Genomic DNA, 23,553 nt, shown 5'->3' on the forward strand with positions numbered 1-23,553 from the left:
CGCGACCGCCGCGTACGACAGCGTACACGGCGCGCGCGCCTGATCGGGCGCGGCGCGGTAGAAGAAATCTTCGGTCGCGGGCACGCGGATCACGCGCGCAACGCGGGTTTTGCTCGATTGCCGCCCGCTCGCCACCGTGCTCGGCGGCACGCGCTCAGGCACCAGCTCAGGCACCCACACACGCTCGCGCTTACTGTTCCCGTGCCGCCGTCCCCGCGCCTTCGTAGACCCATTCGAGCAGCGCATCGTGGGCGGCGCGGGCCGCTTCGGCGCGCGGATCGTTGATGAAGCTCACGACGATATAGCTCTGCCCGTCCGCCGCGCCGACATAGCCCGCGATCGCGCGCACGTCGCGCAGCGTGCCGGTCTTGATGTGCGCGTTGCCGCCCGCGCCCGCGTTGGCGAGGCGGTTGCGCATCGTTCCGTCGACGCCCGCGATCGGCAGCGATTCGACGAACACCTGCGCGACCGGACTCGCGTTCGCCGCCTGCAGAAGATCGGCGAGCGATGCCGCCGCGATGGTTTCGTCGCGCGAAAGCCCCGAGCCGTTGTCGAGCGAGAGGCCGTTCATCGGCAAGGCGCTGCGGCGCAGGAACGTCTGGATGGCCTGCGCGGATTTCGCGGTCGTCGCGGGCGGTTTCAGCTGGGCCGCGCCGATGGTCAGGAACAGATTGCGCGCCATCACGTTGTTGCTGTACTTGTTGATGTCGCGCACGATGTCCGACAGCACCGGGCTGCGATGCGTGCCGACGAGCCGCGCGCCGGAAGGCGTCGGGCCTTCACGCGTCGCGCCCTGGAACGTGCCGCCCGCCTGCTTCCACAACGCGAGGAAGCCGCCGGCGAAGAACGTCGAGTGATCGAGCGCGGCGACGTTGATCGTGCGCGCGCCGCAGCGCAGCGGATAGTCGCCGATGAACGACGCCTGCACGAAGCCGCCCTGCGTCTGCGCCACGCTCGGCGATGCAGCCGGCAGCGTGCCCGCGCATGCGCCGCGCGTCACGCGTAGTTCGTTGTCGATCTGCAGTTGCGCGAGCTGCGGCAACACGTCGATGGACACCTGCCCGTCGGGGTTCGGCGTCAGCGTGAACGAGAGCGACTTGAACGCGTACAGCAGCGGATCGGGACCGACGTTGTAGGGTGCGGCGTCATCGTTGTCGAAGGCGGGGAGATCACGCGTGGAGGCGTCGAAATAGCGCTTGTCGAGCACGAGCGCGCCGTCGATGCCGGTGATGCCGCTCTTGCGGATCTGGTCGACGAGGTCGATCAATTCCTCGGGCACGAGCTTCGGGTCGCCGGTGCCCTGAATGTAGAGATTGCCGTGCAGCGTGCCTTGCGTATCGACGTCGCCGTCGGCGTAAGCGGTGGTCTTCCAGCGATAGTCCGGCCCGAGCATCGAGAGCGCGGAGTACGTGGTGACGAGCTTCATCGTCGAGGCGGGGAGCATCGGGCGTTCGGCGTTGATCGACACGAGCGGCGTCGGCGCGCCGATGCGCTGCACGACCACGCTCATCGACGAAAGCGGCACGTGCGCGCGCGCGAGCGCCGTCATGACCGATGCCGGCAGCGGCCCGGCCGGCGCCACGACGCGCGCGGCTTTCGCGGCCTTCTTCGACTTCGCGCCGCCGAACGCGGCGCGCTCCGGTGCGTGCTTCTGCGACTCGGAGCGCGTGCCGCCGCGCGCTTGCGCATCCGGTGCGTGGGAGAGTGCGGCGCAGGCGAGCGCCGTGGCGAGCGCGAACGTCGAAAGACGCGCGGAAACGGAACGGAACAGCGGAGAAAAAACCAGCATACGAGCTTGCGTTCTTGGAATGAGTTCTGGACTGCACCGCGATGCCGGGCCGGGGCCGCCGCGGGCGAAGCGGCTATTGTAGACAAGCCGGCTTGCGGGAATCGTACGGATCGCCGGATCGCCGGAACGCGCCGCGCGGTTAAGTCCGGTTTAAGCCTGCCGCGTGGTCGCGCGGCTAAAATGGACCGGATCCCATGTCCTGACCATTCATACACGATGCCATGCGTATCCTGCTAGTCGAAGATGACCGGATGATCGCCGAAGGCGTGCGCAAGGCGCTGCGCGCGGACGGCTTCGCGGTCGATTGGGTGCAGGACGGCGAGGCCGCGCTCACGGCGGTGTCCGGCGAAGCATACGACCTCATGCTGCTCGATCTCGGCCTGCCCAAGCGCGACGGCCTCGACGTGCTGAAGACGCTGCGCGCCCGCGCAAACGCGCTGCCGGTGCTGATCGTGACCGCGCGCGATGCCATCGCGGATCGCGTGAAGGGCCTCGACGCCGGCGCGGACGATTATCTCGTCAAGCCCTTCGATCTCGACGAGCTCGGCGCCCGCATGCGCGCGCTGATCCGCCGTCACGCGGGACGCGGCGAATCGCTCGTGCGCCACGGCAACCTGACGCTCGATCCCGTCGGGCATCAGGTGACGCTTGCGGGTGCGCCCGTCGCGTTGTCGGCGCGCGAATTCGCGCTGCTCGAAGCGCTGATGGCGCGGCCCGGCGCGGTGCTGTCGAAAAGCCAGCTCGAAGAGAAGATCTACGGCTGGGGCGAGGAAATCGGCAGCAACACCGTCGAGGTGTACATCCATTCGCTGAGAAAGAAGCTCGGCGCCGACCTCATCCGCAACGTGCGCGGCCTCGGCTACATGGTCGCGAAGGACGCCTGATGCGGTCGATTCGCCGCCAACTGCTGATCTGGCTGCTCGCGCTCGTGATCGTCGGCGTGGGCTTCGCCGGATGGCTCATCTACCGGCAGGCGCTCGCCGAAGCCAATGAACTCTTCGATTACCAGCTTCAACAGATTGCGGCGGCGCTGCCGTCGGAACCGTTTTCGTCGGTGCTGACCTCGCGCAGCGAGAGCGACGAAGGCGTCGTCATCCAGATATGGAATCGCAACGGCGTGCTGATGTACTACTCGCATCCGCGCGTGCCGCTCGCGCCGCATGCCGAACTCGGCTTCTCCACCGAAATGACGGCGCGCGGCGAATGGCGCGTGTACAGCGCGATCGTCGGCGACAACGTCGTGCAACTCGCGCAGCCGCTGTCGATCCGCAATCGCGTGGCCGCGGGCGTCGCGTGGCGCACGCTGTGGCCGCTCGTGCTGCTCTTGCCGCTGCTCGGTCTCGCCATCTGGATGATCGTCGGGCAAGGGCTCGCGCCGTTGCAGCGCGTGGCGCGCGCGCTCGACACGCGGCATCCCGAGGCGCTCGATCCGCTGTCCGACCAGCGTTTGCCGCAGGAAGTGCGGCCGCTCGTGCGCGCGCTGAACGCGCTGCTTTCGCGGCTTTCCGCGGCGCTCGATACGCAAAAAGCCTTCGTTGCCGATGCCGCGCACGAATTGCGCACGCCGCTCGCCGCCGTGAAGATCCAGGCGCAGCTCGTCGGGCGCGCACAGGACGACGCGACGCGGCGCGAGGCGCTTTCCGATCTGAACGAGGGCATCGCGCGGGCCACGCGGCTCGCGGAGCAATTGCTCGCGCTCGCGCGGTCGGAGCCGGATGGCAAGGCGGTCGCGAAGGCCGTCGATCTGCGCGCGTTGCTCGACGACTGCGTGCGCGCCTACGTGCTCGTGGCCGAGGAGCGCGGCGTCGATCTGGGCATCGAGGCGAGCGAACCCGCGACGGTCATCGGCGATCCGGATTCGTTGCGCGTGATGTTCAACAATCTCATCGACAACGCGACGAAATACACGCCGAAGGGCGGACGGGTGGATGTCTGCCTGAAGCTGCACGACGGGCATCCGGTCGTGGAAATCGCGGATACGGGGCCGGGCATTCCGGCGGAAGAGCGCGAGCGCGTGTTCGACCGGTTTTATCGCGTGGGCGAAGGCGCGAATCGCGCGCGCACCGATGTCGCGGGGAGCGGGCTGGGGCTTGCTATCGTAAAGCGCATCGCGGATCAGCATGGGGCGAGCGTCGAACTGGCGGAATCGGCGGCGGGCGGATTGAAGGTGACCGTTCGGCTTTGAGTCCGCGATTCGCTTGAAACCGGTCGGTAAGGAATAAGAAAGTAAGGTTTTCTCTGCGCGATGCAGGGATTAACTGCGTCCGCTCGAATTAAAGCTTGTCGAATCGAATATAAGGAATGCGATTCGATGGCGTCAGACAATTTAAATGCGAGTCAAAAGCCGCTGTTTCGTCGAACCGATTGCCGCATGTCTATTGGTATTGGGGTAAAAATCCGAGAAGTTACTGTTGCCCATGAGTTTCGGATTAATCGCGTACATTTGATTTGGACCGCTGAATAACCTACGCCGTTTCACGTTTTCCAAAAGGAGATGGCGCAATGAACAACGCGAGGCGTGTGCTCGGAAAATATGGCCGTATTGATTTGCAATCGATGATCGCAAGCCGCTCAAAAATGATCGTCGCGGCAGTCGCCGTGATGATGGGAAGTACGGCGGCGATGGCTGGGTCTCCGCAGACGGTAATGTGCGATACGACGGGCACGAGCACCACGTTCAGCAACATGGGGATGAATATGGGGAACCCCGCATGCACCGCTGGCACAACAAACTTCGTGCAAATCACGAGCGATAGCACGAACCTGGCCGAACAAATCCGCCTCAGCAACGGCTCGGTCACCATTCAGGCCACCAACGGCATCCAGATGAACGGCGCCGTGGATATGGCCAATAACACGATCGATGGCCTCGCTGCTGGCCAGCTATCGGGGAACAGCAAGCAAGCAGTCAACGGCTCCCAGCTCTACGCGACTAACGAGCAAGTCACGAACAACACGAACGCCATCAACGCGCTGACCGGCGCGATCGGCCTCGTCAAGCAAGACCCGACGACGCGCAACATCAACGTCGGCCCGGACACCGACGGCACCGTCGTCGACTTCAAGGGCACGCAGGGCGCGCGGGTTCTCGAAAGCGTCGCCAATGGCGCGGTCAACGCAACCAGCCAGCAAGCCGTCAACGGATCGCAGCTCTACGCCGTGTCGAGTTCGACGGCGCAGGCGCTTGGCGGCGGCTCGGCCGTGAATCCCGACGGAACCATTTCCGCGCCGACCTACACGGTCAACGGCCAGGCCGTGAACAACGTCGGCGATGCGATCACGAATCTCGATGGCCGCGTCGCGCAGGCCGGAGCGGGCGTCACCAACCTGACCAACGCGATCAACAACGGCACCATCGGCCTGGTTCAGCAGGACCAGACGACGCGCACCATCACGGTAGCGAAGGACACCGACGGCACCGTCGTCGACATCACCGGCACGAGCGGCGCGCGCCAGTTGACGGGCGTAGCGGCGGGTTCGCTCAGTGCGACCAGCACCGACGCGGTCAACGGTTCGCAGCTCTACGCAACCAACATCCAGGTCGATGCCCTGAACCAGCGCGTGCAGAACATTTCGATCGGCGGCAACTCGGTCGTCGCGTCGCAGGCCAACGATACGCCCGCCACCGCGACGGGCGCGAACTCGACGGCCATCGGCAACGGCGCGCAGGCGACGGCGGCGAACTCCGTTGCGCTCGGCGATCACTCGGTGGCGTCGCAGGACAACACGGTGTCGGTCGGCTCCGCGGGCAACGAACGCCGCGTGACGAACGTCGCGGCGGGCGTCGCCGGAACGGACGCGGCCAACATGAACCAGTTGAACGCAGTGCAGAACAACGTCAACACGGTTGCGCGCGAGGCGTTCTCGGGCGTCGCCGCCGCGATGGCCATGCCGAACCTCACGCCGATGCAGCCGGGCCGCACGGTCGTCGCGGCGGGCGTGGCGAACTATCGCGGCTATACCGCGATCGGTCTGGGCGGCACGTATCGCTCGGAAGACAGCCACTGGCTCGTGAACGCGGCGGCATCGGTCACGCCGCACGGCGATGCAGGCGTGCGCGGTCAGGTCGGCTACGAGTTCTGAGCCTGTCGTCAGGAAGGCAGTAAAGCGAAGGGCGGCTATCCGAAAGGGCAGCCGCCCTTTTCCTATCGCTTTCGCGCGGCTTTTAAGAAAGTTTTAAGCGACGCCCCGTAATCTTGCTTCATCCGTAGAGCCTGCTCTACTCAAGCGCACACGTTATCTGGAGCACACGATGAAAGCGAAGATCCTCACCCGCAGCGCCGTCGCAGCCGCCGTTGCCGTGGCCTTGTCGGCGGGCTATGTCGCCGGTCATAACAACGTTGCCGCGCCGCAGGTCATCGCGCCCGCGCAAGCCGCGATGATGCCTGCCGAAGCCGCCGCCAAGACGGGCATTCCGGACTTCTCCGGTCTCGTCGAAACGTACGGCCCGGCCGTGGTGAACATCAGCGCGAAGCATGTCGTGAAGCAGACGTCCGCGCGGCGCGGCGGCGCCAACCAGTTGCCGATGGACCCTGACGATCCTTTCTACCAGTTCTTCAAGCGCTTCTACGGCAACGTCCCCGGCTTAGGCGGCGGCGATGGCGGCCCGGGCGCGGATCGGCCGAGCGAAGGGCTGGGTTCGGGCTTCATCGTGAGCAGCGACGGCTACATTCTGACGAACGCGCATGTCGTCGACAACGCGAACGTCGTCACCGTCAAGCTGACGGACAAGCGCGAGTACCGCGCGAAAGTGATTGGCGCCGACAAGCAGTCGGATGTCGCCGTGCTGAAGATCGACGCGAAGAATCTGCCGACCGTGAAGATCGGCGATCCGAACGGCAGCAAGGTCGGCCAGTGGGTCGTGGCGATCGGCTCGCCGTACGGCTTCGACAACACGGTGACCTCGGGCATCATCAGCGCGAAATCGCGCGCGCTGCCGAACGAGAACTACACGCCGTTCATCCAGACCGACGTGCCGGTGAATCCGGGCAACTCGGGCGGGCCGCTCTTCAATCTGCAGGGCGAAGTCATCGGCATCAACTCGATGATCTACTCGCAGACGGGCGGCTTCCAGGGGCTGTCGTTCGCGATCCCGATCAACGAGGCGATCAAGGTCAAGGACGCGCTCATCAAGACGGGCCATGTGGATCGCGGGCGCATCGGCGTGACGGTCCAGGCGATGAACCAGACGCTCGCCAATTCCTTCGGCATGACTTCGCCGCAGGGCGCGCTCGTGAGTTCGGTCGAGCCGGGCGGACCCGCTGCGAAGGCCGGTCTCCAGCCGGGCGATGTGATCGTCGCGCTCAACGGCGTGCCGGTGACGGATTCGACTTCGCTGCCGTCGCAGGTCGCGGGACTCGCGCCGGGCAGCTCGGCGAAGGTGCAGGTCTGGCGCGACAAGAGCACGAAGGACATCAACGTGACGATCGGCGCGCTCAAGGACACCAAGACCGCGAGCGCCAACGTGAACGGCGATGCCGGCGGCGCGGCGCAGGATGCGCGGCTCGGCGTCGCGGTGCGGCCGCTCACGCCTGAGGAGAAGCAGTCGGGATCGTTGTCGCGCGGACTCGTCGTTCAGCAGTCGAACGGCGCGGCGGCGAGCGCGGGCATCCAGGCGGGCGATGTGATCCTCGCGGTCAACGGCCAGCCAGTGACGTCGGTGCAGCAACTGAAGACGATGGTCTCGCACGCCGGCGACAGCATCGCGCTTTTGATCCAGCGTGACGACGCGCAGATCTTCGTGCCGGTGGATCTCGGCTAAAGCGCGTGCGTTCGCTTCGGGCACGGGGGATGCTCGCACGCATGACGGTGCCCAATCGCGCGAACGCTGCGCATCGGGCGTGACGCCGCTGGCGCTCGGCGCACGGCGGCATCGAAAAAGGAGCGAACAACGATGACGATGACGAGCACAACGGGAAAGCTGGCGGCGACGCTGCTGGCAACGGCGCTCTCGGCGGGTCTGGCGAGCGGCGCATGGGCACAGGCGGCAGGCGGCGCGAGCGGAGCGAACCCCGCGAGCGCCGGCACGAGCGACACGGGCAGCGCGGGCAACAGCAACGGCGGCGGCCTGCCGCAGGTCCAGCAGCAAGGCGACGTGTCGTACACGTCGGGCGGCGTCGGCCTCGACGAATCGCACGCATTGCAGCGCGAACAGGCGCACTGGCCGCTGTCGCTGCGCTTCACCGGACCGACCGCCGATTATCTGTCGGGCGTGCGCGTGCGCATCGTCGGCGGAAAGGGCGGCGAAGTGCTGAACACGGAATCGATGGGTCCGTACATGCTCGTCAAGCTGCCGCCGGGCAGCTATACGGTCTACGCCAAGTACAAGGACCAGGAGAAGAAGCAGGCCGTGAGCGTGTCCGGTCCCGGCAACGCGAAGGCGGCGTTCCACTGGAACATTCAATGACGCGGTGATCCGCGCATCAGAACTGCCGCCCCTCGCGACGGGCGTTTTGTCTCATAATCAAGCCACGAGCCGACGTCAGCCAGCTCGTGGCTTTTTTGTGGACGGGGCGCGCGGCCGCGCCTCGCGATTCTCTGAACCGCAGCGCGGAGGACAGCACGATGAGCACGGATCTGAACGACGGGCACGCGACGCACCGCATCGAGATTGCGCCGAACGCCCGGCGCTGCCGCGTGATCCACCAGGGCGTCACTTACGCCGACACGCACGCGTCGCTGACGCTCACCGAAACGGGGCACGAGAACGTTCACTATTTTCCGCGCGCCGACGTCAACATGGCGCGGCTCGAACGCTCGATCCACACGTCGCATTGCCCGTTCAAGGGCGACGCCACCTACTACCATCTGCTGACCGAGGACGGCGCGGTCGAAAATGCCGTCTGGAGTTATGAAAGCCCGTTCGATGCCGTGATGCAGATCAAGGGCTATCTGGCGTTCTACCCGTCGCGGGTGGATCGCATCGACGAGACTTCTTAGCGAGGCGCCGCACAGACGCGCGTCGCCCGGCGTGCCAAAAACAAGCAAAAGGACAAGCGAAAGGCGTTCTCGTCCCGGAGGCCTGGATGGAAGTCACGGAAGCGTTGCGCGTGCCGCTCGACCCGGCGCATGTCCGGGAGGCGCTCGGCGATCTCGCGCTGTTGCGGGCGAGCCTCGACAATTGCGAATCGTTCACGCGCACGCCGGCGGGCGAATACGCGCTGACGCTCGTCGTGCCGCTCGGCGCGCTCAGGGCGCGCTATGACGTGCGGGCGCATCCGGCGGGGCAGACGCGGCAGGGCGCGAGCGCGGGCGCGCCGTCGCACGATCACCCTGAACCCGCCGCCTACGCGGCCACGCTGAGCTTCAAGGCGCGCGGCGAGGGCGTCGGCTCGTTGCGCGGGCAGATTGCGGTCGCGCTCAATCCCGACGACGACGGCGACGCCACGTGGATCGACTACACCGTCTGGGCGACGGTCACCGGCCCGCTCGCCGGCTTGCCGCCGCGCCAGATCGAGAACGCGCTGCGCGAAGGCGCCGACGACTTTTTCGCGGAACTCTGCGAAGTCGTGCGCGCGAAGCACGGCTTGCCGTCGATGCGCGCGGCGGGCGAGCGCACGCGACGCCACGTATTTCTGCGGCCCGGCGCGATGTCGGCGGCGTTTTCGCGTCGCACGGGATCGACGGCGCGCGCGATGCACCACGCATCCGGCGACGCCGCCGCGAGCGGCGTGCTGCGGCATCGGCTGGGCGGGCACGTGTTCGGGGATCGCGAGCGGGATCATCGGCACGATTCGCATCCGTTCGGATTGCCCGGCTGGGCGTGGGCGGCGATGCTCGTCTGCATCGCGATATTCGTGTTCGTGGCGCAGCGCTCGGGACTGCAATAGCCGGCGATCGGCGCTACAGTGTCCCGTTCCACCTTCCCGAGGACCGCCATGCCGCGCCGCGCCCTGATCGTCATCGACGTGCAGAACGAGTACGTCACCGGCAATCTGCCGATCGAATATCCCGATGTGAACGTGTCGCTCGCCAATATCGGCCGCGCGATGGACGCCGCCGATGCACACGGCGTGCCGATTATCGTCGTGCAGAACTTCGCGCCCGCCACCGCGCCGATCTTCGCGCGCGGCTCCGCGATGGCGGAACTGCACGAATCCGTCGCGTCGCGCGAGCGGGCTCATTACGTGGAAAAGGCGCTGCCGAGCGCGTTCGCCGGAACGGATCTCGGCGAATGGCTTGCCGCGCATGACATCGACACGATCGTGATCGCCGGCTACATGACCCACAATTGCGACGATTCCACCGTGCGTCACGCGGTCCACGCGGGTTTGTCGGTGGAATTTCTCGTCGATGCGACCGGCTCCGTGCCCTACGAAAACCGCGCGGGCCGCGCGAGCGCGGAGGAGATTCATCGCGTGTTCACGGTCGTCATGCAGTCGCGCTTCGCGGCCGTGCTCACCACGGACGAATGGATCGCCGCGCTCGAAACCGGCGAGCCGCCCGCGCGCGACAACATCTACGCATCGAATCAGCGGGCGCGCTCCGGCGGGCGTTGAAGGCGCACAGTGGAGCGGTCGGAGATCAGCCCGCCGTTGTGAGCAGCGCGGGGCTGGTGCGCAGCGCATCGAAGCAGGCGTCGATCAGCGCTTCGGAATCGTGCGCCGGATCGACGCTATCGGGCAGCATCAGCGAGTCGTGCAGGATGCCGGTGAAAAGTGCGTGCAGCAGCGTGGTGGCGCGGCGCGTATCGAGCGCGGCCGGCAGTTGATGTTTCTCGATGGCGTTGCGCAGCGCCCGCTCGATGCGTTCCCTGCCGTCGCGCATGTTGTTCTGATGACGCTCGCGCACCGGCCCCATCTCCTCGACGAATTCGCACTTGAGAAACAGGATGTCGAACACGCGGCGGCGCTGCTCGTCGGCGGTGATGTTGCGCATGCACCAGACGAAGATTTCGCGGATATGCGCGAGCGGGTCCGGCTCCTTGCCGTCGAGCGTCGCCTCGACGAGTTCGTCGAGCGGCAGCAGGCTGCGGTCGAACATCGCGTTGAAGAGATCGCCCTTGTTGGCGAAATGCCAGTAGATCGCGCCGCGCGTCACGCCCGCCGCCTGCGCGATATCGACCAGCGACGTCCGCGATACGCCTTTTTCATAAAAAACGCGCTCGGCGGCGTCGAGAATGCGGTTGCGCGTCTCCTGCGCTTCTTCCTTGGTTCGTCTGACCATGTTCGTGATGACGGCGTGCCGCGAGCGGCGGGGTCGCCGCGGGTAGTGCGAAAGGGGATTGATGAGAAGCGATCGGGCTTGTCAAGCCCAGCGCGAGGAACGTTTGTTACGCCCGTAATCTGCGCTGTAGCAGATTTTTACATTCATTCGTGAATGTATTTATAATACCACCCCACACGACGTCAAGGCCCTGCAAGTCGCATACGGGCCGAATTTCGTCACCATCGATGTTCAGATTCGCTCGCGGCGCGAGTGTCCATTCGCAATCCGGACGCGCACCGCGGCTCACAGATGCGCACGTCGGCATTCAGGCGACGAGTGGCATCTCACTTGAGATGCACGCGTTTTTTTCGCTACCAGTCACGAACAGAGGTCGCTCCATGCGCTTCGAAAGGGTTCCCTATCAACTCGTCAGTGCCGCAACGGCTGCCATGTTGCTCGCGGCATGCGGACAAAAACAATCGGCACCGCCGCCGCAGACGCCCGAAGTCGGCGTCGTGACGGTCCAGCCGACCGCCGTGCCGGTCACGACCGAACTGCCGGGCCGCACGAGCGCGTACCTCGTCGCGCAGGTGCGCGCGCGCGTCGACGGCGTCGTGCTGCGCCGTGAATTCACCGAAGGCAGCATCGTCAAGGCGGGGCAGCGGCTCTACAAGATCGATCCGGCGCCGTACATCGCGCAGTTGAACAACGCGAAGGCGTCGCTGGCGAAGGCGCAGGCGAATCTCGCATCGACGACCGCGCAGGCGAACCGCTACAAGGTGCTGGTCGCCGCGAACGCCGTCAGCAAGCAGGACTACGACAACGCCGTCGCCTCGCAAGGCCAGGCCGCGGCGGACGTCGCGGCAGGCAAGGCCGCCGTCGATACCGCGCAGATCAACCTCGGCTATACCGATGTCGTGTCGCCGGTGACGGGCCAGGTCGGCATCTCGCAAGTCACGCCGGGCGCGTACGTGCAGGCGAGCCAGGCGACGTTGATGGTCACCGTGCAGCAGCTCGATCCCACTTACGTCGATCTCACGCAGTCGAGCCTCGACGGCCTCAAGCTGCGTCGCCAGATACAGGAAGGCCGGCTCCAGACGAGCGGCCCGAACGCCGCGAAGGTGTCGCTGGTGCTGGAAGACGGCCGCGTCTATTCGGAGAAGGGCAAGCTGCAGTTCACGGACGTCACCGTCGATCCGACCACCGGTTCCGTCACCGTGCGCGCGATTTTCCAGAACAAGGACCGCGTGCTGCTGCCGGGCATGTTCGTGCGCGCGCGCATCGACGAAGGCGTGAATCCGAGCGCGCTCGTCGTGCCGCAGATCGGCATCACGCACGACCAGAAGGGCACGCCGACGGCGCTCGTCGTCGGTCCGGACAACAAGGTGGCGCTGCGCCAGCTCGTGACCTCCGGCACCTACGGCCAGTACTGGGTCGTCGATAGCGGCCTCAAGGCGGGCGACCGCGTGATCGTGCAAGGCGTCGACAAGGTTCGTCCGGGCGCCGAAGTCAAGGCAGTGCCCGCGCAACTGCCGGCCGCAGCCGGGGGAGCCTCGCAGGCGAGCGACGCGCAAGCCGCGCAATCCGCATCGAGCGCGCAACCCGCATCTGCTGCCTCGGGCGCGTAAAACCAGGAGCCCGCCTCATGGCAAAGTTCTTTATCGATCGCCCGATTTTCGCGTGGGTGATCGCCATCGTCCTGATGCTCGCGGGTATCGCGGCCATCTTCACGCTGCCGGTCGCGCAGTATCCGACCATCGCGCCGCCGGGCGTCCAGATCAGCGCGACGTACCCGGGCGCATCGGCGAAAACGGTCGAAAACACCGTGACGCAGGTGATCGAGCAGCAGATGAGCGGTCTCGACCACCTGCTGTATCTGTCGTCCACGTCCGATGACTCCGGCACCGCGACCATCACGCTGACGTTCGCGCCGGGCACGAATCCGGACATCGCGCAGGTGCAGGTGCAGAACAAGCTGCAGCTCGCGACGCCGCTTCTGCCGCAGGTCGTGCAGCAGCTCGGCACCAAGGTCACGAAGTCGAGCAACAGCTTCCTGCTCGTGCTCGCGTTCGTGTCGCAGGACGGCAGCATGAGCAAGTACGACCTCGCGAACTACGTGGCGTCGCACATTCAGGATCCGGTCAGCCGTCTCGACGGCGTAGGCACGGTCACGCTGTTCGGCTCGCAATACGCGATGCGCATCTGGCTCGACGCGAACAAGCTGACCAACTTCGGCCTCACGCCGGTCGATGTGCAGGCGGCGCTGCAAACGCAGAACGTGCAGGTCGCGGGCGGCTCGCTCGGCGGCACGCCTTCGGTGCCGGGGCAGATGCTGCAGGCGACCATCACCGAGGCGACGCTGCTGTCCACGCCCGAGCAGTTCGGCAACATCCTGCTGAAGGTGAATCAGGATGGCTCGCAGGTGCGGCTGAAGGACGTGGCGCGCATCGAGCTGGGCGGCGAAAACTACAACTTCGACACGAAGTACAGCGGCCAGCCGGCGGCGGGCTTCGGTATTCAGCTCGCGACGGGCGCGAACGCGCTCGCCACCGCGAAGGCCGTGCGCCAGAAGATCGACGAATTGTCGAAGTACTTCCCGAACGGGCTCGTCGTGAAGTATCCGTACGACACGACGCCGTTCGTGCGCCTGTCGATCGAGGACGTGGTCAAGACGCTGATCGAAGGCATCGTGCTCGTGTTCCTCGTGATGTATCTGTTCCTGCAGAACCTGCGGGCCACGCTGATTCCGACCATCGCGGTGCCGGTCGTGCTGCTCGGCACGTTCGCGATCATGGCGGCGGTCGGCTTCTCGATCAACACGCTATCGATGTTCGGTCTCGTGCTCGCCATCGGCTTGCTGGTGGACGATGCGATCGTGGTCGTGGAGAACGTCGAGCGGGTGATGGCGGAGGAGGGCTTGCCGCCACGCGAGGCGACCCGCAAGGCGATGGGCCAGATCACCGGCGCGCTGGTGGGCGTGGCGCTCGTGCTCTCGGCGGTGTTCGTGCCGGTGGCGATGTCGGGCGGATCGGTCGGCGCGATCTATCGACAGTTCTCGCTGACGATCGTTTCCGCGATGGTGCTGTCCGTGCTGACCGCGCTCATCCTGACCCCGGCGTTGTGCGCGACCATCCTGAAGCCGATTCCGCAGGGCCATCACGAAGCGAAGAAGGGCTTCTTCGGCTGGTTCAACCGCACCTTCGACAAGAGCCGCGACAAGTATCACTCGGGCGTCTATCACGTGATCAAGCGTTCGGGACGCTGGCTTTTGATCTATCTCGTGGTGATCGTCGCGGTCGGCTTGCTGTTCGTGAAGCTGCCGAAGTCGTTCCTGCCGGATGAAGACCAGGGCACGATGTTCGTGCTCGTGCAGACCCCGGCCGGCTCGACGCAGGAAACCACGGCGCGCGCGCTGAAGGACGTGTCCGACTATCTGCTGAACGACGAGAAGTCGATCGTTGAATCCACGTTCACGGTCAACGGCTTCAGCTTCGCGGGCCGCGGCCAGAACGCGGGTCTCGTGTTCGTGCGGATGAAGGACTACGCGCAGCGCCAGAAGGGCGACCAGAAGGTGCAGGCGCTCGTCGGCCGGCTGTTCGGGCGCTTCTCGGGCTACAAGAACGCGGTGGTGTTCCCGGTCAATCCGCCGTCGATTCCGGAACTCGGCACGGCAGCGGGCTTCGACTTCGAGCTGCAGGATCGCGCGGGCGTGGGCCACGAAGCGCTGATGAACGCGCGCAACCAGTTGCTCGGCATGGCCGCGAAGGACCCGTCGCTCGCACAGGTGCGTCCGAACGGCCTCAACGACACGCCGCAGTTCAAGGTCAACATCGACCGCGAAAAGGCGCTGGCGCTGGGCGTGACGGCATCGGCGGTGGATCAGACGTTCTCGATCGCGTGGGCATCGGCGTATGTGAACAACTTCCTCGATACCGACAGCCGGATCAAGAAGGTGTACCTGCAAGCCGACGCGCCGTTCCGCATGACGCCCGAGAACCTGAGCGACTGGTACGTGCGCAATACGTCGGGCGGGATGGTGCCGTTCTCGTCGTTCGCGACCGGCCACTGGACCTACGGTTCGCCGAAGCTCGAACGCTACAACGGTATCTCGTCGGTCGAAATCCAGGGCGCGGCGGCTCCCGGCAAATCCACCGGCCAGGCGATGCAGGCGATGGAAGCGCTCGCGGCGAAGCTGCCGGCGGGGATCGGCTACGAATGGACGGGCTTGTCGTATCAGGAAATCCAGTCCGGTTCGCAGGCGCCGATTCTCTACGGCATCTCGATCCTCGTCGTGTTCCTGTGTCTCGCGGCGCTGTATGAAAGCTGGTCGATTCCGTTCTCGGTCATCATGGTGGTGCCGCTCGGCGTGATCGGCGCGCTGCTCGCCGTGACCTTGCGCGGACTGGAGAACGACGTGTTCTTCCAGGTCGGTCTTCTGACGACCGTCGGCTTGTCGGCGAAGAACGCGATTCTGATCGTCGAGTTTGCGCGGGAGCTGCAGATATCGGAGAAGATGGGACCGATCGAAGCGGCGATGGAAGCGGCGCGCCTGCGCTTGCGCCCGATTCTGATGACGTCGCTCGCGTTCGTGCTCGGCGTGATGCCGCTCGCGATCAGCAACGGCGCGGGATCGGCGAGCCAGCACGCGATCGGCACGGGCGTGATCGGCGGGATGCTGACCGCGACCTTCCTCGCGATCTTCATGGTGCCGATGTTCTTCGTCGTGATCCGCGCGCAGTTCAGCGGCGAGAAGGAAAATCCGGAAGTCGCGCTCGAGCACTACGAGCAGCATCATCCTGAACAGCAGAATCCGCGCGATGGCAACGAAGGACACTGAAATGCGTAGACTTTCTTTGATTGCGGCGGCCATCGCGGTTCTGGCCACAGGCTGCACGATGGAGCCGAAGTACGAGCGTCCGGCCGCGCCCGTGTCGCAGACGTTCCCGACCGGCGGCGTCTACGCGACGCAGCCGGGCGCGGCGGATGCCGGCGGGCGCAGCGCGAAGGACGTCGCGGGCGCGGATATCGGCTGGCGCGAGTTTTTCGTCGATGCGCGGCTGCAGCGGCTCATCGACATCGCGCTCGCGAACAATCGCGATCTGCGCACGTCGGTGCTGAACATTCAGGCCGCGCAGGCGCAGTATCGGATCGTGCGTTCCGAACTGTTCCCGACGATCTCGGCGCAAGCGGATCAGTCGAAGCAGCGCACGCCGCGAAACCTCTCGTTCTTCGACCGGACGATTTCGAACACGTATTCCGTGGGCCTGAATGCGTCGTGGGAAATCGATCTCTTCGGGCGCGTGCAGAGCCTGAAGGATCAGGCGCTCGCGCAGTATTTCTCGACGGCGTATGCACGCAAGGCGTTCGAGATTTCGCTGATTTCGCAAGTCGCGGCGCAATATCTGCAAGTGCTGCAGGCGGACGATCTGCTGACGGTCACCGAATCGACGCTGAAGACGGCGCGCGAATCGTACGACATCGTCAAGCTGCAGTTCGACAACGGCACGGCGTCCGAGCTGGATTTGAGCCAGTCGCAAACCGTGGTCGAAACCGCGACGGCGAACTATCAGGCGCAGCAGCGCGCGCGGGCGCAGGCGGTCAATGCGCTCGTGCTGTTGCTCGGCGAACCGATGCCCGACGATCTGCCGACCGGCATGCCGCTCAACGAACAGGACTTCCTTACGGACATTCCTGCGGGCTTGCCGTCGGACTTGCTGACGCGTCGTCCCGACATCATGGAAGCGGAGCAGAACCTGCTTGCCGCGAACGCCAACATCGGCGCGGCGCGCGCGGCGTTCTTCCCGCGCATTTCGCTGACGGGCAGTTTCGGTACGTTGAGTCCGACGCTCGGCGGCTTGTTCAAGCCGGGTTCGGCCGCGTGGAGCTTCGCGCCGACGATCACACTGCCGATCTTCGAAGGCGGGCAGAATCAGGCGAATCTGGATCTGGCGAACATCCAGAAGAACATCCAGATTTCGCAGTATGAGAAGGCGATTCAGTCGGCGTTCCGCGATGTCGCCGATGGCCTCGCCGCGCGCGGCACCTACGATCAGCAGATTCAAGCGCTCGAACGCGACACCGCCGCGCAGCAGCGTCGTCTGGATTTGTCGACGATGCGCTACCGGCAAGGCGTCGACAGCTATCTCGGCGTGCTGACCGCGCAGCAGGATCTGTATTCGGTGCAGCAGACGCTGATCACCGCGCGCACGCAGCGGCTCGCGAATCTGGTGACGCTGTATCAGGCGCTGGGCGGCGGATGGATCGAGCACACCGGCGACGCGCCGCGCCCCGCCGATGCGCCCGCCGATGTCGGACCGGCCAGCGCGCCGCGGGCGGCATCGTCGGCTGCGGCAGCGGGGTGATTGCCCGTCGTCGGTAAGTCAGTATCAGCATCACAGCCCGGCCATCGCGCCGGGCTTTTTTTCGCGCGTTCCGCTCAGGCTTCGACAAATTCGGTTTGACCTCGTCAAATTTCGTTGAATCCGACCCTCTCTTAGCGATCCTCATAAAATCCGCTACCTATAATCGCGTCGCCTGAGACGGGCGCACCGCCGCGCGTTCGGGCATTCAGGCATCCGGGCATCGGCATTTCAAGGCCGCGCCGCTTCGTCTGTCACCGCGGCAGACCGCCGCCACGCAACGCGCTTTCCGCATTCAGCACCCGGGTGCATCGATCGATGTCCGCGCACGCGGGCATTCGCGTTCCCAATGACGGGCGCGCGCATTCCTTTTTCCAGTCATCAAGAGGTCCTCGCTTCATGCGCTTCGAAAGGATTCCAAACCGATTCATCCGTGTCGCGACGGCCATGTCGGCCGCCATGCTCGTGGCCGCCTGCGGGGACAAGCATCCGCCGATGACCCCGCCCACGCCCGAAGTCGGCGTCGTCACGCTCGCGCCCGTCGCGGTGCCCGTGACCAGCGAATTGCCGGGGCGCACCAGCGCGTTCGTCGATGCCCAAGTGCGCGCACGCGTCGATGGCATCGTGCAGCGGCGCGATTTCACCGAAGGCGCGCTCGTGAAGGCCGGCCAGCGACTCTACAAGATCGATCACGCGCCGTATCTCGCGCAGCTCGACAGCGCGAAGGCGTCGCTTGCGAAGGCCGAGGCGAATCTCGTCTCGACATCGGCTCAGGCCGAGCGATACAAGGTGCTCGTCGCCGCGAACGCGGTCAGCAAGCAGGACTACGACAACGCGGTCGCCGCGCAAGGCCAGGCGGCGGCGGAAGTAGCGGCGGCGAAGGCTGCGCTGCGCACGGCGCAGATCAACGTCGGCTATACGGACGTCGCGTCGCCCGTCACGGGCCAGATCGGCATATCGCAAGTCACGCCGGGCGCGTACGTGCAGGCGAGCCAGGCCACGCTGATGGCGACCGTGCAGCAGCTCGACCCGATGTACGTCGATCTCACGCAATCGAGTCTCGACGGCCTCAAGCTGCGTCGCCAGATCCAGGAAGGGCGGCTCGTGAGCGCCGGTCCGAACGCCGCCGAAGTCACGCTGATTCTCGAAGACGGCCGCGTTTATCCCGAGAAAGGCAAGCTCCAGTTCAGCGACGTGACCGTGGACCGCTCGACCGGCTCCGTCACCGTGCGCGCGGTGTTCCCGAACCATGACCGCGTGCTGTTGCCGGGCATGTTCGTGCGCGCGCGCATCGCCGAGGGCGTCAATGAGCACGCGCTGCTCGTGCCGGTCGCGGGCGTCACGCACGACCAGAAAGGCACCCCCATCGCGATGATCGTCGACAAGGACGGCAAGGTCGCGCCGCGCCCGCTCGTGACATCGGGCACGGCGGGGCAGAACTGGATCGTCGAGAGCGGCGTGCAGGCGGGCGATCGCGTGATCGTCGAAGGCACCGACAAGGTTCGGCCGGGCATGGTCGTGAAGGCCGCGCCGGCTTCGGTGGCTTTTGCCGCTTCCGCAGCTTCGGCCGCTTCCGCAGCTTCGGCCGCGTCCGGCGCGTAAGGACGGAGGCACGCTCAATGGCCAGATTCTTCATCGATCGCCCGATCTTCGCGTGGGTGATCGCCATCATCCTCATGCTCGCGGGCCTCGCGTCGGTATCGACATTGCCGGTCGCGCAATATCCGACCGTCGCGCCGCCGTCCGTCCAGATCACCGCGATGTTCCCCGGCGCGTCCGCGCAAACCGTCGAAAACACCGTCACGCAGGTGATCGAGCAGCAGATGAGCGGGCTCGACCACTTGATGTATCTGTCGTCGAGTTCGGACGATTCGGGCACGGCGACCGTCACGCTGACGTTCGCGGCGGGCACGAACCCCGACATCGCGCAGGTTCAGGTGCAGAACAAGCTGCAGCTCGCCACGCCCAGCCTGCCGCAAGTGGTGCAGCAGCTCGGCCTGAGCGTGTCGAAGGCGAGCAACAGCTTCCTCGTCGTGCTCGCGTTCGTGTCCGAAGACGGCAGCATGAACCGCAACGACCTCGCGAACTACGTGGCGTCGCACGTGCAGGAACAGATCAGCCGTCTCGACGGCGTCGGCACGGTCAACCTGTTCGGCACGCAATACGCCATGCGCATCTGGCTCGATCCGAACAAGCTGATGAAGTACGGCCTCATGCCCGGCGACGTGCAACAGGCCTTGCAAGCGCAGAACGTGCAGGTCGCGGGCGGCCAGCTCGGCGGCACGCCCGCGACGCCCGGTCAGGCGATGCAGGCCACCATCACCGAAGCGACGCTGCTGCGCACGCCCGAGCAGTTCGGCGACGTGCTGCTGAAGGTCGACGCGGACGGTTCGCAGGTCCGCGTGAAGGACGTCGCGCGCGTGGAGCTGGGCGGCGAGAACTACAACTTCGAGACGCACTACAACGGGCATCCGGCCGCGGGCTTCGGCGTGAGTCTCGCGACCGGCGCGAATGCGCTCGCCACGGCCGAGCGCGTGCGCAAGAAGATCGACGAGTTGTCGAAGTACTTCCCGCACGGGCTCGTCGTGAAGTATCCGTACGACACCACGCCGTTCGTGCGCCAGTCCATTTCGGACGTGATCAAGACCTTGTGCGAAGCGATCGTGCTCGTGTTCCTCGTGATGTATCTGTTCCTGCAGAACATCCGCGCGACGCTGATTCCGACCATCGCGGTGCCGGTCGTGCTGCTCGGCACGTTCTCGATCATGTCCGCGCTCGGCTTTTCGATCAACACGCTGTCGATGTTCGGCATCGTGCTCGCCATCGGCCTCTTGGTGGACGATGCGATCGTCGTCGTCGAAAACGTCGAGCGCGTGATGAGCGAAGAAGGCTTGCCGCCGCGCGAAGCCACGCGCAAGGCGATGGGCCAGATCACCGGCGCGCTGATCGGCGTGGCGCTCGTGCTGTCGGCGGTGTTCGTGCCGGTGGCGTTCTCGGGCGGATCGGTCGGCGTGATCTATCGGCAGTTCTCGCTCACCATCGTTTCCGCGATGGTCCTCTCCGTGCTCACCGCGATGGTCCTCACGCCCGCCATGTGCGCGACCATCCTGAAGCCGCTGCCGAAGGGCCACGCGCAGAAGTCGACCGGCTTCTTCGGCTGGTTCAACCGCACGTTTGACAAGAGCCGCGACACGTATCATACGGGCGTCACGCACGTCATCCGCCGCTCGGGGCGCTGGCTCGTCATCTATCTCGCGATCATCGCGGTGGTCGGGCTGCTGTTCACGAAGCTGCCGAAGGCGTTTCTGCCCGACGAAGATCAGGGCACGATGTTCATCCTCGTCGCCGGTCCGGCCGGATCGACGCAGGAAACCACGCAACGCGCGCTCGACGATGTCGCCGGCTACTTGCTGAAGCAGGAAAGCGCGGTCGTTGAATCCGTGTTCACGGTGAACGGCTTCAGCTTCGCGGGACGCGGGCAGAACTCGGGCCTCGTGTTCGTGCGCCTGAAGGATTACGCGCAACGCCAGCGCGCCGACGCGAAGGTGCAGGCGCTCGTGGGCCGCACGTTCGGGCGCTTCGCGGGGTATCGCAACGCGATGGTCTTCCCGGTCAATCCGCCGTCCATCCCCGAACTCGGCACGGCGTCGGGCTTCGACTTCGAGCTGCAGGATCGCGCGGGCGTAGGTCACGACGCGCTGATGGCCGCGCGCAATCAGTTGCTCGGCATGGCGGCGAGCGATCCGTCGCTCGCGCAGGTGCGTCCGAACGGCCTCAACGATACGCCGCAGTTCAAGGTGAACATCGACCGCGAGAAGGCGCTGGCGCTGGGCGTGCCGGCATCCGCGATCGATCAGACGTTCTCGGCGGCGTGGGCGTCGATGTACGTGAACAACTTCCTCGATACCGACAACCGCATCAAGAAGGTCTACCTTCAGGGCGACGCGCCGTTCCGCATGTCGCCGGAAAACATCGACGGCTGGTTCGTGCGCAATGCGTCGGGCGGCATGGTGCCGTTCTCCGCGTTCGCGACGGGCGAGTGGCGCAACGGCTCGCCGAAGCTGGAGCGCTACAACGGCATGTCGTCGATCGAAATCCAGGGCGCGGCGGCTCCCGGCAAATCCACCGGCCAGGCGATGCAGGCCATCGAAGCGCTCGCCGCGAAGCTCCCGGCGGGCATCGGCTATGAATGGACGGGCTTGTCGCTTCAGCAGCTCCAGTCCGGCTCGCAAGCGCCGGTTCTGTACGGCATCTCGATTCTCGTCGTGTTCCTGTGCCTTGCCGCGCTGTACGAGAGCTGGTCGATTCCGTTCTCCGTGATCATGGTCGTGCCGCTCGGCGTGATCGGCGCGTTGCTCGCCGTGACCTTGCGTGGCCTCGAAAACGACGTGTTCTTCCAGGTCGGCTTGCTGACGACAGTCGGCTTGTCGGCGAAGAACGCCATTCTCATCGTCGAGTTCGCGCGCGAATTGCAGCTTGCGCAAGGCATGGGGCCGGTCGCGGCTGCGCTCGAAGCGGCGCGCCTGCGTCTGCGTCCGATTCTGATGACGTCGCTCGCGTTCATCCTCGGCACCTTGCCGCTCGCGATCAGCAACGGCGCGGGATCGGCGAGCCAGCATGCCATCGGGACGGGCGTGATCGGCGGGATGCTTTCCGCGACCTTCTTCGCCATCTTCATGGTGCCGATGTTCTTCGTCGTGGTCCGCGCGCGCTTCGGCGGCGACAAGGAAGACACGGAAGCCGCAATCGCGGATTACGAGCGGCAGCGTTCCGGCGCGCGCGACGGCTCAGGCAAGCAGGGACATTGACATGCTCAAACATTCTTTGATCGCGGCGGCGGTCGCGGTTCTGGCCGCAGGCTGCACGTTGGAACCGACGTACGAGCGGCCCGCCGCGCCCGTATCGGCGAACTTTCCGGCAGGCGGCGTGTATGCCGCGCAGCCCAACGTGGCGCAAGGCGTCGCGGCGGCGGATATCGGCTGGCGCGCGTTTTTCGTCGATGCGCGGCTGCAGCGGCTCATCGATATCGCGTTGAAAAACAATCGCGATTTGCGCGTGTCGGTGCTGAACATTCAGGCGGCGCAGGCGCAGTATCGGATCGTGCGTTCGGAGCTTTTCCCGGCGATCTCGGCGCAAGCGGATCAGTCGAAACAGCGCACGCCGCGAGACTTGTCGTTCTTCGACAAGACGATTTCGAACACGTATTCGGTCGGCCTCAATGCGTCGTGGGAAATCGACTTGTTCGGGCGCGTGCAGAGTCTCAAGGATCAGGCGCTCGCGCAGTATTTCTCGACGGCGTATGCGCGTAAAGCGTTCGAGGTTTCGCTGATCTCGCAAGTGGCGTCGCAGTATCTGCAAGTGCTTCAGGCCGATGATCTGTTGCGCGTCACCGAAGGCACGCTCAAGACGGCGCGCGCGTCGTATGACATCGTCAAGCTGCAGTTCGACAACGGCGCGGCGTCAGAACTCGACGTGAGTCAATCGCAGACGGTGGTCGAGAGCGCGAACGCGAACCTTCAGGCGCAGCAGCGCGCGCGGGCGCAGGCGGTCAATGCGCTCGTGCTGTTGCTCGGCGAGCCGATGCCCGACGATCTGCCCGCCGGCATGCCGCTCAACGACCAGCACTTCCTCACGGACATTCCTGCGGGCTTGCCATCGGACTTGCTGACGCGCCGTCCCGACATCATGGAAGCGGAGCAGAATCTGCTTGCCGCGAACGCGAATATCGGCGCGGCGCGGGCGGCGTTCTTCCCGCGCATTTCGCTGACGGGCAGCTTCGGCACGCTGAGTCCGACGCTCGGCGGTCTCTTCAAGGCGGGTTCGGCTGCATGGAGCTTCGCGCCGACGATCACGCTGCCGATCTTCGAAGGCGGCGAGAATCAGGCGAATCTCGATCTCGCGAACGTCCAGAAGAACATCCGGATCGCGCAGTACGAGAAGGCGATCCAGTCGGCGTTCCGCGATGTCGCCGATGGCCTCGCCGCGCGCGGCACCTACGATCAGCAAATTCAAGCGCTCGAACGCGACACCGCCGCGCAACAGCGTCGTCTGGATTTGTCGACGATGCGCTACCGGCAAGGCGTCGACAGCTATCTCGGCGTGCTGACCGCGCAGCAGGACTTGTACGCCGCGCAGCAATCGCTGATCGTCGCGCGCACGCAGCGGCTCGCCAATTTGGTGACGCTGTATCAGGCGCTCGGCGGCGGATGGATCGAGCGCACCGGCGATTCACCGCGCGCAGCCGACGCCGCATCCTGA

At 65.6% G+C, this 23,553-nt stretch carries 17 protein-coding genes; 14 read left to right on the forward strand and 3 right to left on the reverse strand.

Annotation, left to right across the window (positions count from 1 at the left end; genetic code table 11):
• Positions 1–190: 190 nt before the first annotated feature.
• Positions 191–1,789 (reverse strand): D-alanyl-D-alanine carboxypeptidase/D-alanyl-D-alanine endopeptidase, encoded by a 1,599-nt coding sequence (gene dacB / locus AWB72_RS03555; protein ID WP_040051668.1) that lies wholly within the window; start codon positions 1,787–1,789, stop codon positions 191–193.
• 221 nt (positions 1,790–2,010) lie between these two features.
• On the opposite strand from dacB, the gene AWB72_RS03560 reads away from it, so the two are divergent.
• Positions 2,011–2,673: a response regulator gene (locus tag AWB72_RS03560; RefSeq protein WP_040051669.1), complete on the forward strand. Its 663-nt coding sequence runs from the start codon at positions 2,011–2,013 to the stop codon at positions 2,671–2,673.
• Complete coding sequence (locus AWB72_RS03565) at positions 2,673–3,974, forward strand: ATP-binding protein (RefSeq protein ID WP_040051670.1); 1,302 nt, start codon at positions 2,673–2,675, stop codon at positions 3,972–3,974. Before AWB72_RS03560 ends, AWB72_RS03565 begins: the two co-directional genes overlap by 1 nt.
• A gap of 280 nt (positions 3,975–4,254) precedes the next feature.
• On the opposite strand, the gene AWB72_RS28815 is transcribed toward AWB72_RS03565, so the two are convergent.
• Positions 4,255–4,476, reverse strand: a complete 222-nt coding sequence (locus AWB72_RS28815; protein ID WP_159459338.1) for a hypothetical protein — start codon at positions 4,474–4,476, stop codon at positions 4,255–4,257.
• Positions 4,477–4,525: 49 nt separating this feature from the next.
• On the opposite strand from AWB72_RS28815, the gene AWB72_RS03570 reads away from it, so the two are divergent.
• The 6 genes from AWB72_RS03570 (at position 4,526) to AWB72_RS03595 (ending at position 10,287) form a co-directional block, all read left to right on the forward strand.
• Positions 4,526–5,872, forward strand: a complete 1,347-nt coding sequence (locus AWB72_RS03570) for a YadA family autotransporter adhesin (RefSeq protein ID WP_159459339.1) — start codon at positions 4,526–4,528, stop codon at positions 5,870–5,872.
• Between the two features lie 169 nt (positions 5,873–6,041).
• Positions 6,042–7,550 carry a DegQ family serine endoprotease gene (locus AWB72_RS03575; protein ID WP_040051671.1) on the forward strand — a complete coding sequence of 503 codons (1,509 nt, stop codon included), beginning with the start codon at positions 6,042–6,044 and terminating at the stop codon, positions 7,548–7,550.
• 138 nt (positions 7,551–7,688) lie between these two features.
• The gene (locus tag AWB72_RS03580) at positions 7,689–8,195 is read left to right on the forward strand and encodes a hypothetical protein (protein ID WP_084593016.1); all 507 of its coding nucleotides are present in this window, start codon (positions 7,689–7,691) and stop codon (positions 8,193–8,195) included.
• Positions 8,196–8,353: 158 nt separating this feature from the next.
• Complete coding sequence (locus AWB72_RS03585) at positions 8,354–8,728, forward strand: DUF427 domain-containing protein (RefSeq protein WP_040051939.1); 375 nt, start codon at positions 8,354–8,356, stop codon at positions 8,726–8,728.
• 86 nt (positions 8,729–8,814) lie between these two features.
• Complete coding sequence (locus AWB72_RS03590; RefSeq protein WP_040051673.1) at positions 8,815–9,618, forward strand: SRPBCC family protein; 804 nt, start codon at positions 8,815–8,817, stop codon at positions 9,616–9,618.
• A 48-nt stretch (positions 9,619–9,666) separates the two neighbouring features.
• Positions 9,667–10,287: a cysteine hydrolase family protein gene (locus AWB72_RS03595; RefSeq protein WP_040051674.1), complete on the forward strand. Its 621-nt coding sequence runs from the start codon at positions 9,667–9,669 to the stop codon at positions 10,285–10,287.
• Between the two features lie 25 nt (positions 10,288–10,312).
• Here AWB72_RS03595 and AWB72_RS03600 read toward each other — a convergent pair whose 3' ends face one another.
• Positions 10,313–10,954: a TetR family transcriptional regulator gene (locus AWB72_RS03600; RefSeq protein ID WP_087127867.1), complete on the reverse strand. Its 642-nt coding sequence runs from the start codon at positions 10,952–10,954 to the stop codon at positions 10,313–10,315.
• Between the two features lie 380 nt (positions 10,955–11,334).
• Here AWB72_RS03600 and AWB72_RS03605 point away from each other — a divergent pair, with 380 nt between their 5' ends.
• From AWB72_RS03605 to AWB72_RS03630, 6 genes are all read left to right on the forward strand, one after another.
• Complete coding sequence (locus AWB72_RS03605) at positions 11,335–12,564, forward strand: efflux RND transporter periplasmic adaptor subunit (protein WP_040051676.1); 1,230 nt, start codon at positions 11,335–11,337, stop codon at positions 12,562–12,564.
• Positions 12,565–12,581: 17 nt separating this feature from the next.
• Entirely contained in the window at positions 12,582–15,773 is a 3,192-nt protein-coding gene (locus tag AWB72_RS03610) for an efflux RND transporter permease subunit (protein ID WP_040051677.1), read from the forward strand.
• Position 15,774: 1 nt separating this feature from the next.
• A complete protein-coding gene (locus AWB72_RS03615; RefSeq protein WP_040051940.1) occupies positions 15,775–17,298 on the forward strand; it encodes an efflux transporter outer membrane subunit in 1,524 nt (507 codons plus the stop codon).
• Between the two features lie 396 nt (positions 17,299–17,694).
• The gene (locus AWB72_RS03620; RefSeq protein ID WP_040051678.1) at positions 17,695–18,897 is read left to right on the forward strand and encodes an efflux RND transporter periplasmic adaptor subunit; all 1,203 of its coding nucleotides are present in this window, start codon (positions 17,695–17,697) and stop codon (positions 18,895–18,897) included.
• Between the two features lie 17 nt (positions 18,898–18,914).
• Positions 18,915–22,103, forward strand: a complete 3,189-nt coding sequence (locus AWB72_RS03625; protein ID WP_040051679.1) for an efflux RND transporter permease subunit — start codon at positions 18,915–18,917, stop codon at positions 22,101–22,103.
• 1 nt (position 22,104) lies between these two features.
• Positions 22,105–23,553, forward strand: a complete 1,449-nt coding sequence (locus AWB72_RS03630; RefSeq protein ID WP_040051680.1) for an efflux transporter outer membrane subunit — start codon at positions 22,105–22,107, stop codon at positions 23,551–23,553.

The organism is Caballeronia concitans (assembly GCF_001544615.1).
In the GTDB taxonomy this organism is placed as follows: domain Bacteria; phylum Pseudomonadota; class Gammaproteobacteria; order Burkholderiales; family Burkholderiaceae; genus Caballeronia; species Caballeronia concitans.

Excerpts from the sequence above, each read along its gene's own strand:
- dacB (WP_040051668.1), bottom strand. The coding sequence starts at position 1,789 with ATGCTGGTTTTTTCTCCGCTGTTCCGTTCCGTTTCCGCGCGTCTTTCG.
- AWB72_RS03560 (WP_040051669.1), top strand. The coding sequence starts at position 2,011 with ATGCGTATCCTGCTAGTCGAAGATGACCGGATGATCGCCGAAGGCGTG.
- AWB72_RS03565 (WP_040051670.1), top strand. The coding sequence starts at position 2,673 with ATGCGGTCGATTCGCCGCCAACTGCTGATCTGGCTGCTCGCGCTCGTG.
- AWB72_RS28815 (WP_159459338.1), bottom strand. The coding sequence starts at position 4,476 with ATGTTGCTGAACGTGGTGCTCGTGCCCGTCGTATCGCACATTACCGTC.
- AWB72_RS03575 (WP_040051671.1), top strand. The coding sequence starts at position 6,042 with ATGAAAGCGAAGATCCTCACCCGCAGCGCCGTCGCAGCCGCCGTTGCC.
- AWB72_RS03580 (WP_084593016.1), top strand. The coding sequence starts at position 7,689 with ATGACGAGCACAACGGGAAAGCTGGCGGCGACGCTGCTGGCAACGGCG.
- AWB72_RS03585 (WP_040051939.1), top strand. The coding sequence starts at position 8,354 with ATGAGCACGGATCTGAACGACGGGCACGCGACGCACCGCATCGAGATT.
- AWB72_RS03590 (WP_040051673.1), top strand. The coding sequence starts at position 8,815 with ATGGAAGTCACGGAAGCGTTGCGCGTGCCGCTCGACCCGGCGCATGTC.
- AWB72_RS03595 (WP_040051674.1), top strand. The coding sequence starts at position 9,667 with ATGCCGCGCCGCGCCCTGATCGTCATCGACGTGCAGAACGAGTACGTC.
- AWB72_RS03600 (WP_087127867.1), bottom strand. The coding sequence starts at position 10,954 with ATGGTCAGACGAACCAAGGAAGAAGCGCAGGAGACGCGCAACCGCATT.
- AWB72_RS03605 (WP_040051676.1), top strand. The coding sequence starts at position 11,335 with ATGCGCTTCGAAAGGGTTCCCTATCAACTCGTCAGTGCCGCAACGGCT.
- AWB72_RS03610 (WP_040051677.1), top strand. The coding sequence starts at position 12,582 with ATGGCAAAGTTCTTTATCGATCGCCCGATTTTCGCGTGGGTGATCGCC.
- AWB72_RS03615 (WP_040051940.1), top strand. The coding sequence starts at position 15,775 with ATGCGTAGACTTTCTTTGATTGCGGCGGCCATCGCGGTTCTGGCCACA.
- AWB72_RS03620 (WP_040051678.1), top strand. The coding sequence starts at position 17,695 with ATGCGCTTCGAAAGGATTCCAAACCGATTCATCCGTGTCGCGACGGCC.
- AWB72_RS03625 (WP_040051679.1), top strand. The coding sequence starts at position 18,915 with ATGGCCAGATTCTTCATCGATCGCCCGATCTTCGCGTGGGTGATCGCC.
- AWB72_RS03630 (WP_040051680.1), top strand. The coding sequence starts at position 22,105 with ATGCTCAAACATTCTTTGATCGCGGCGGCGGTCGCGGTTCTGGCCGCA.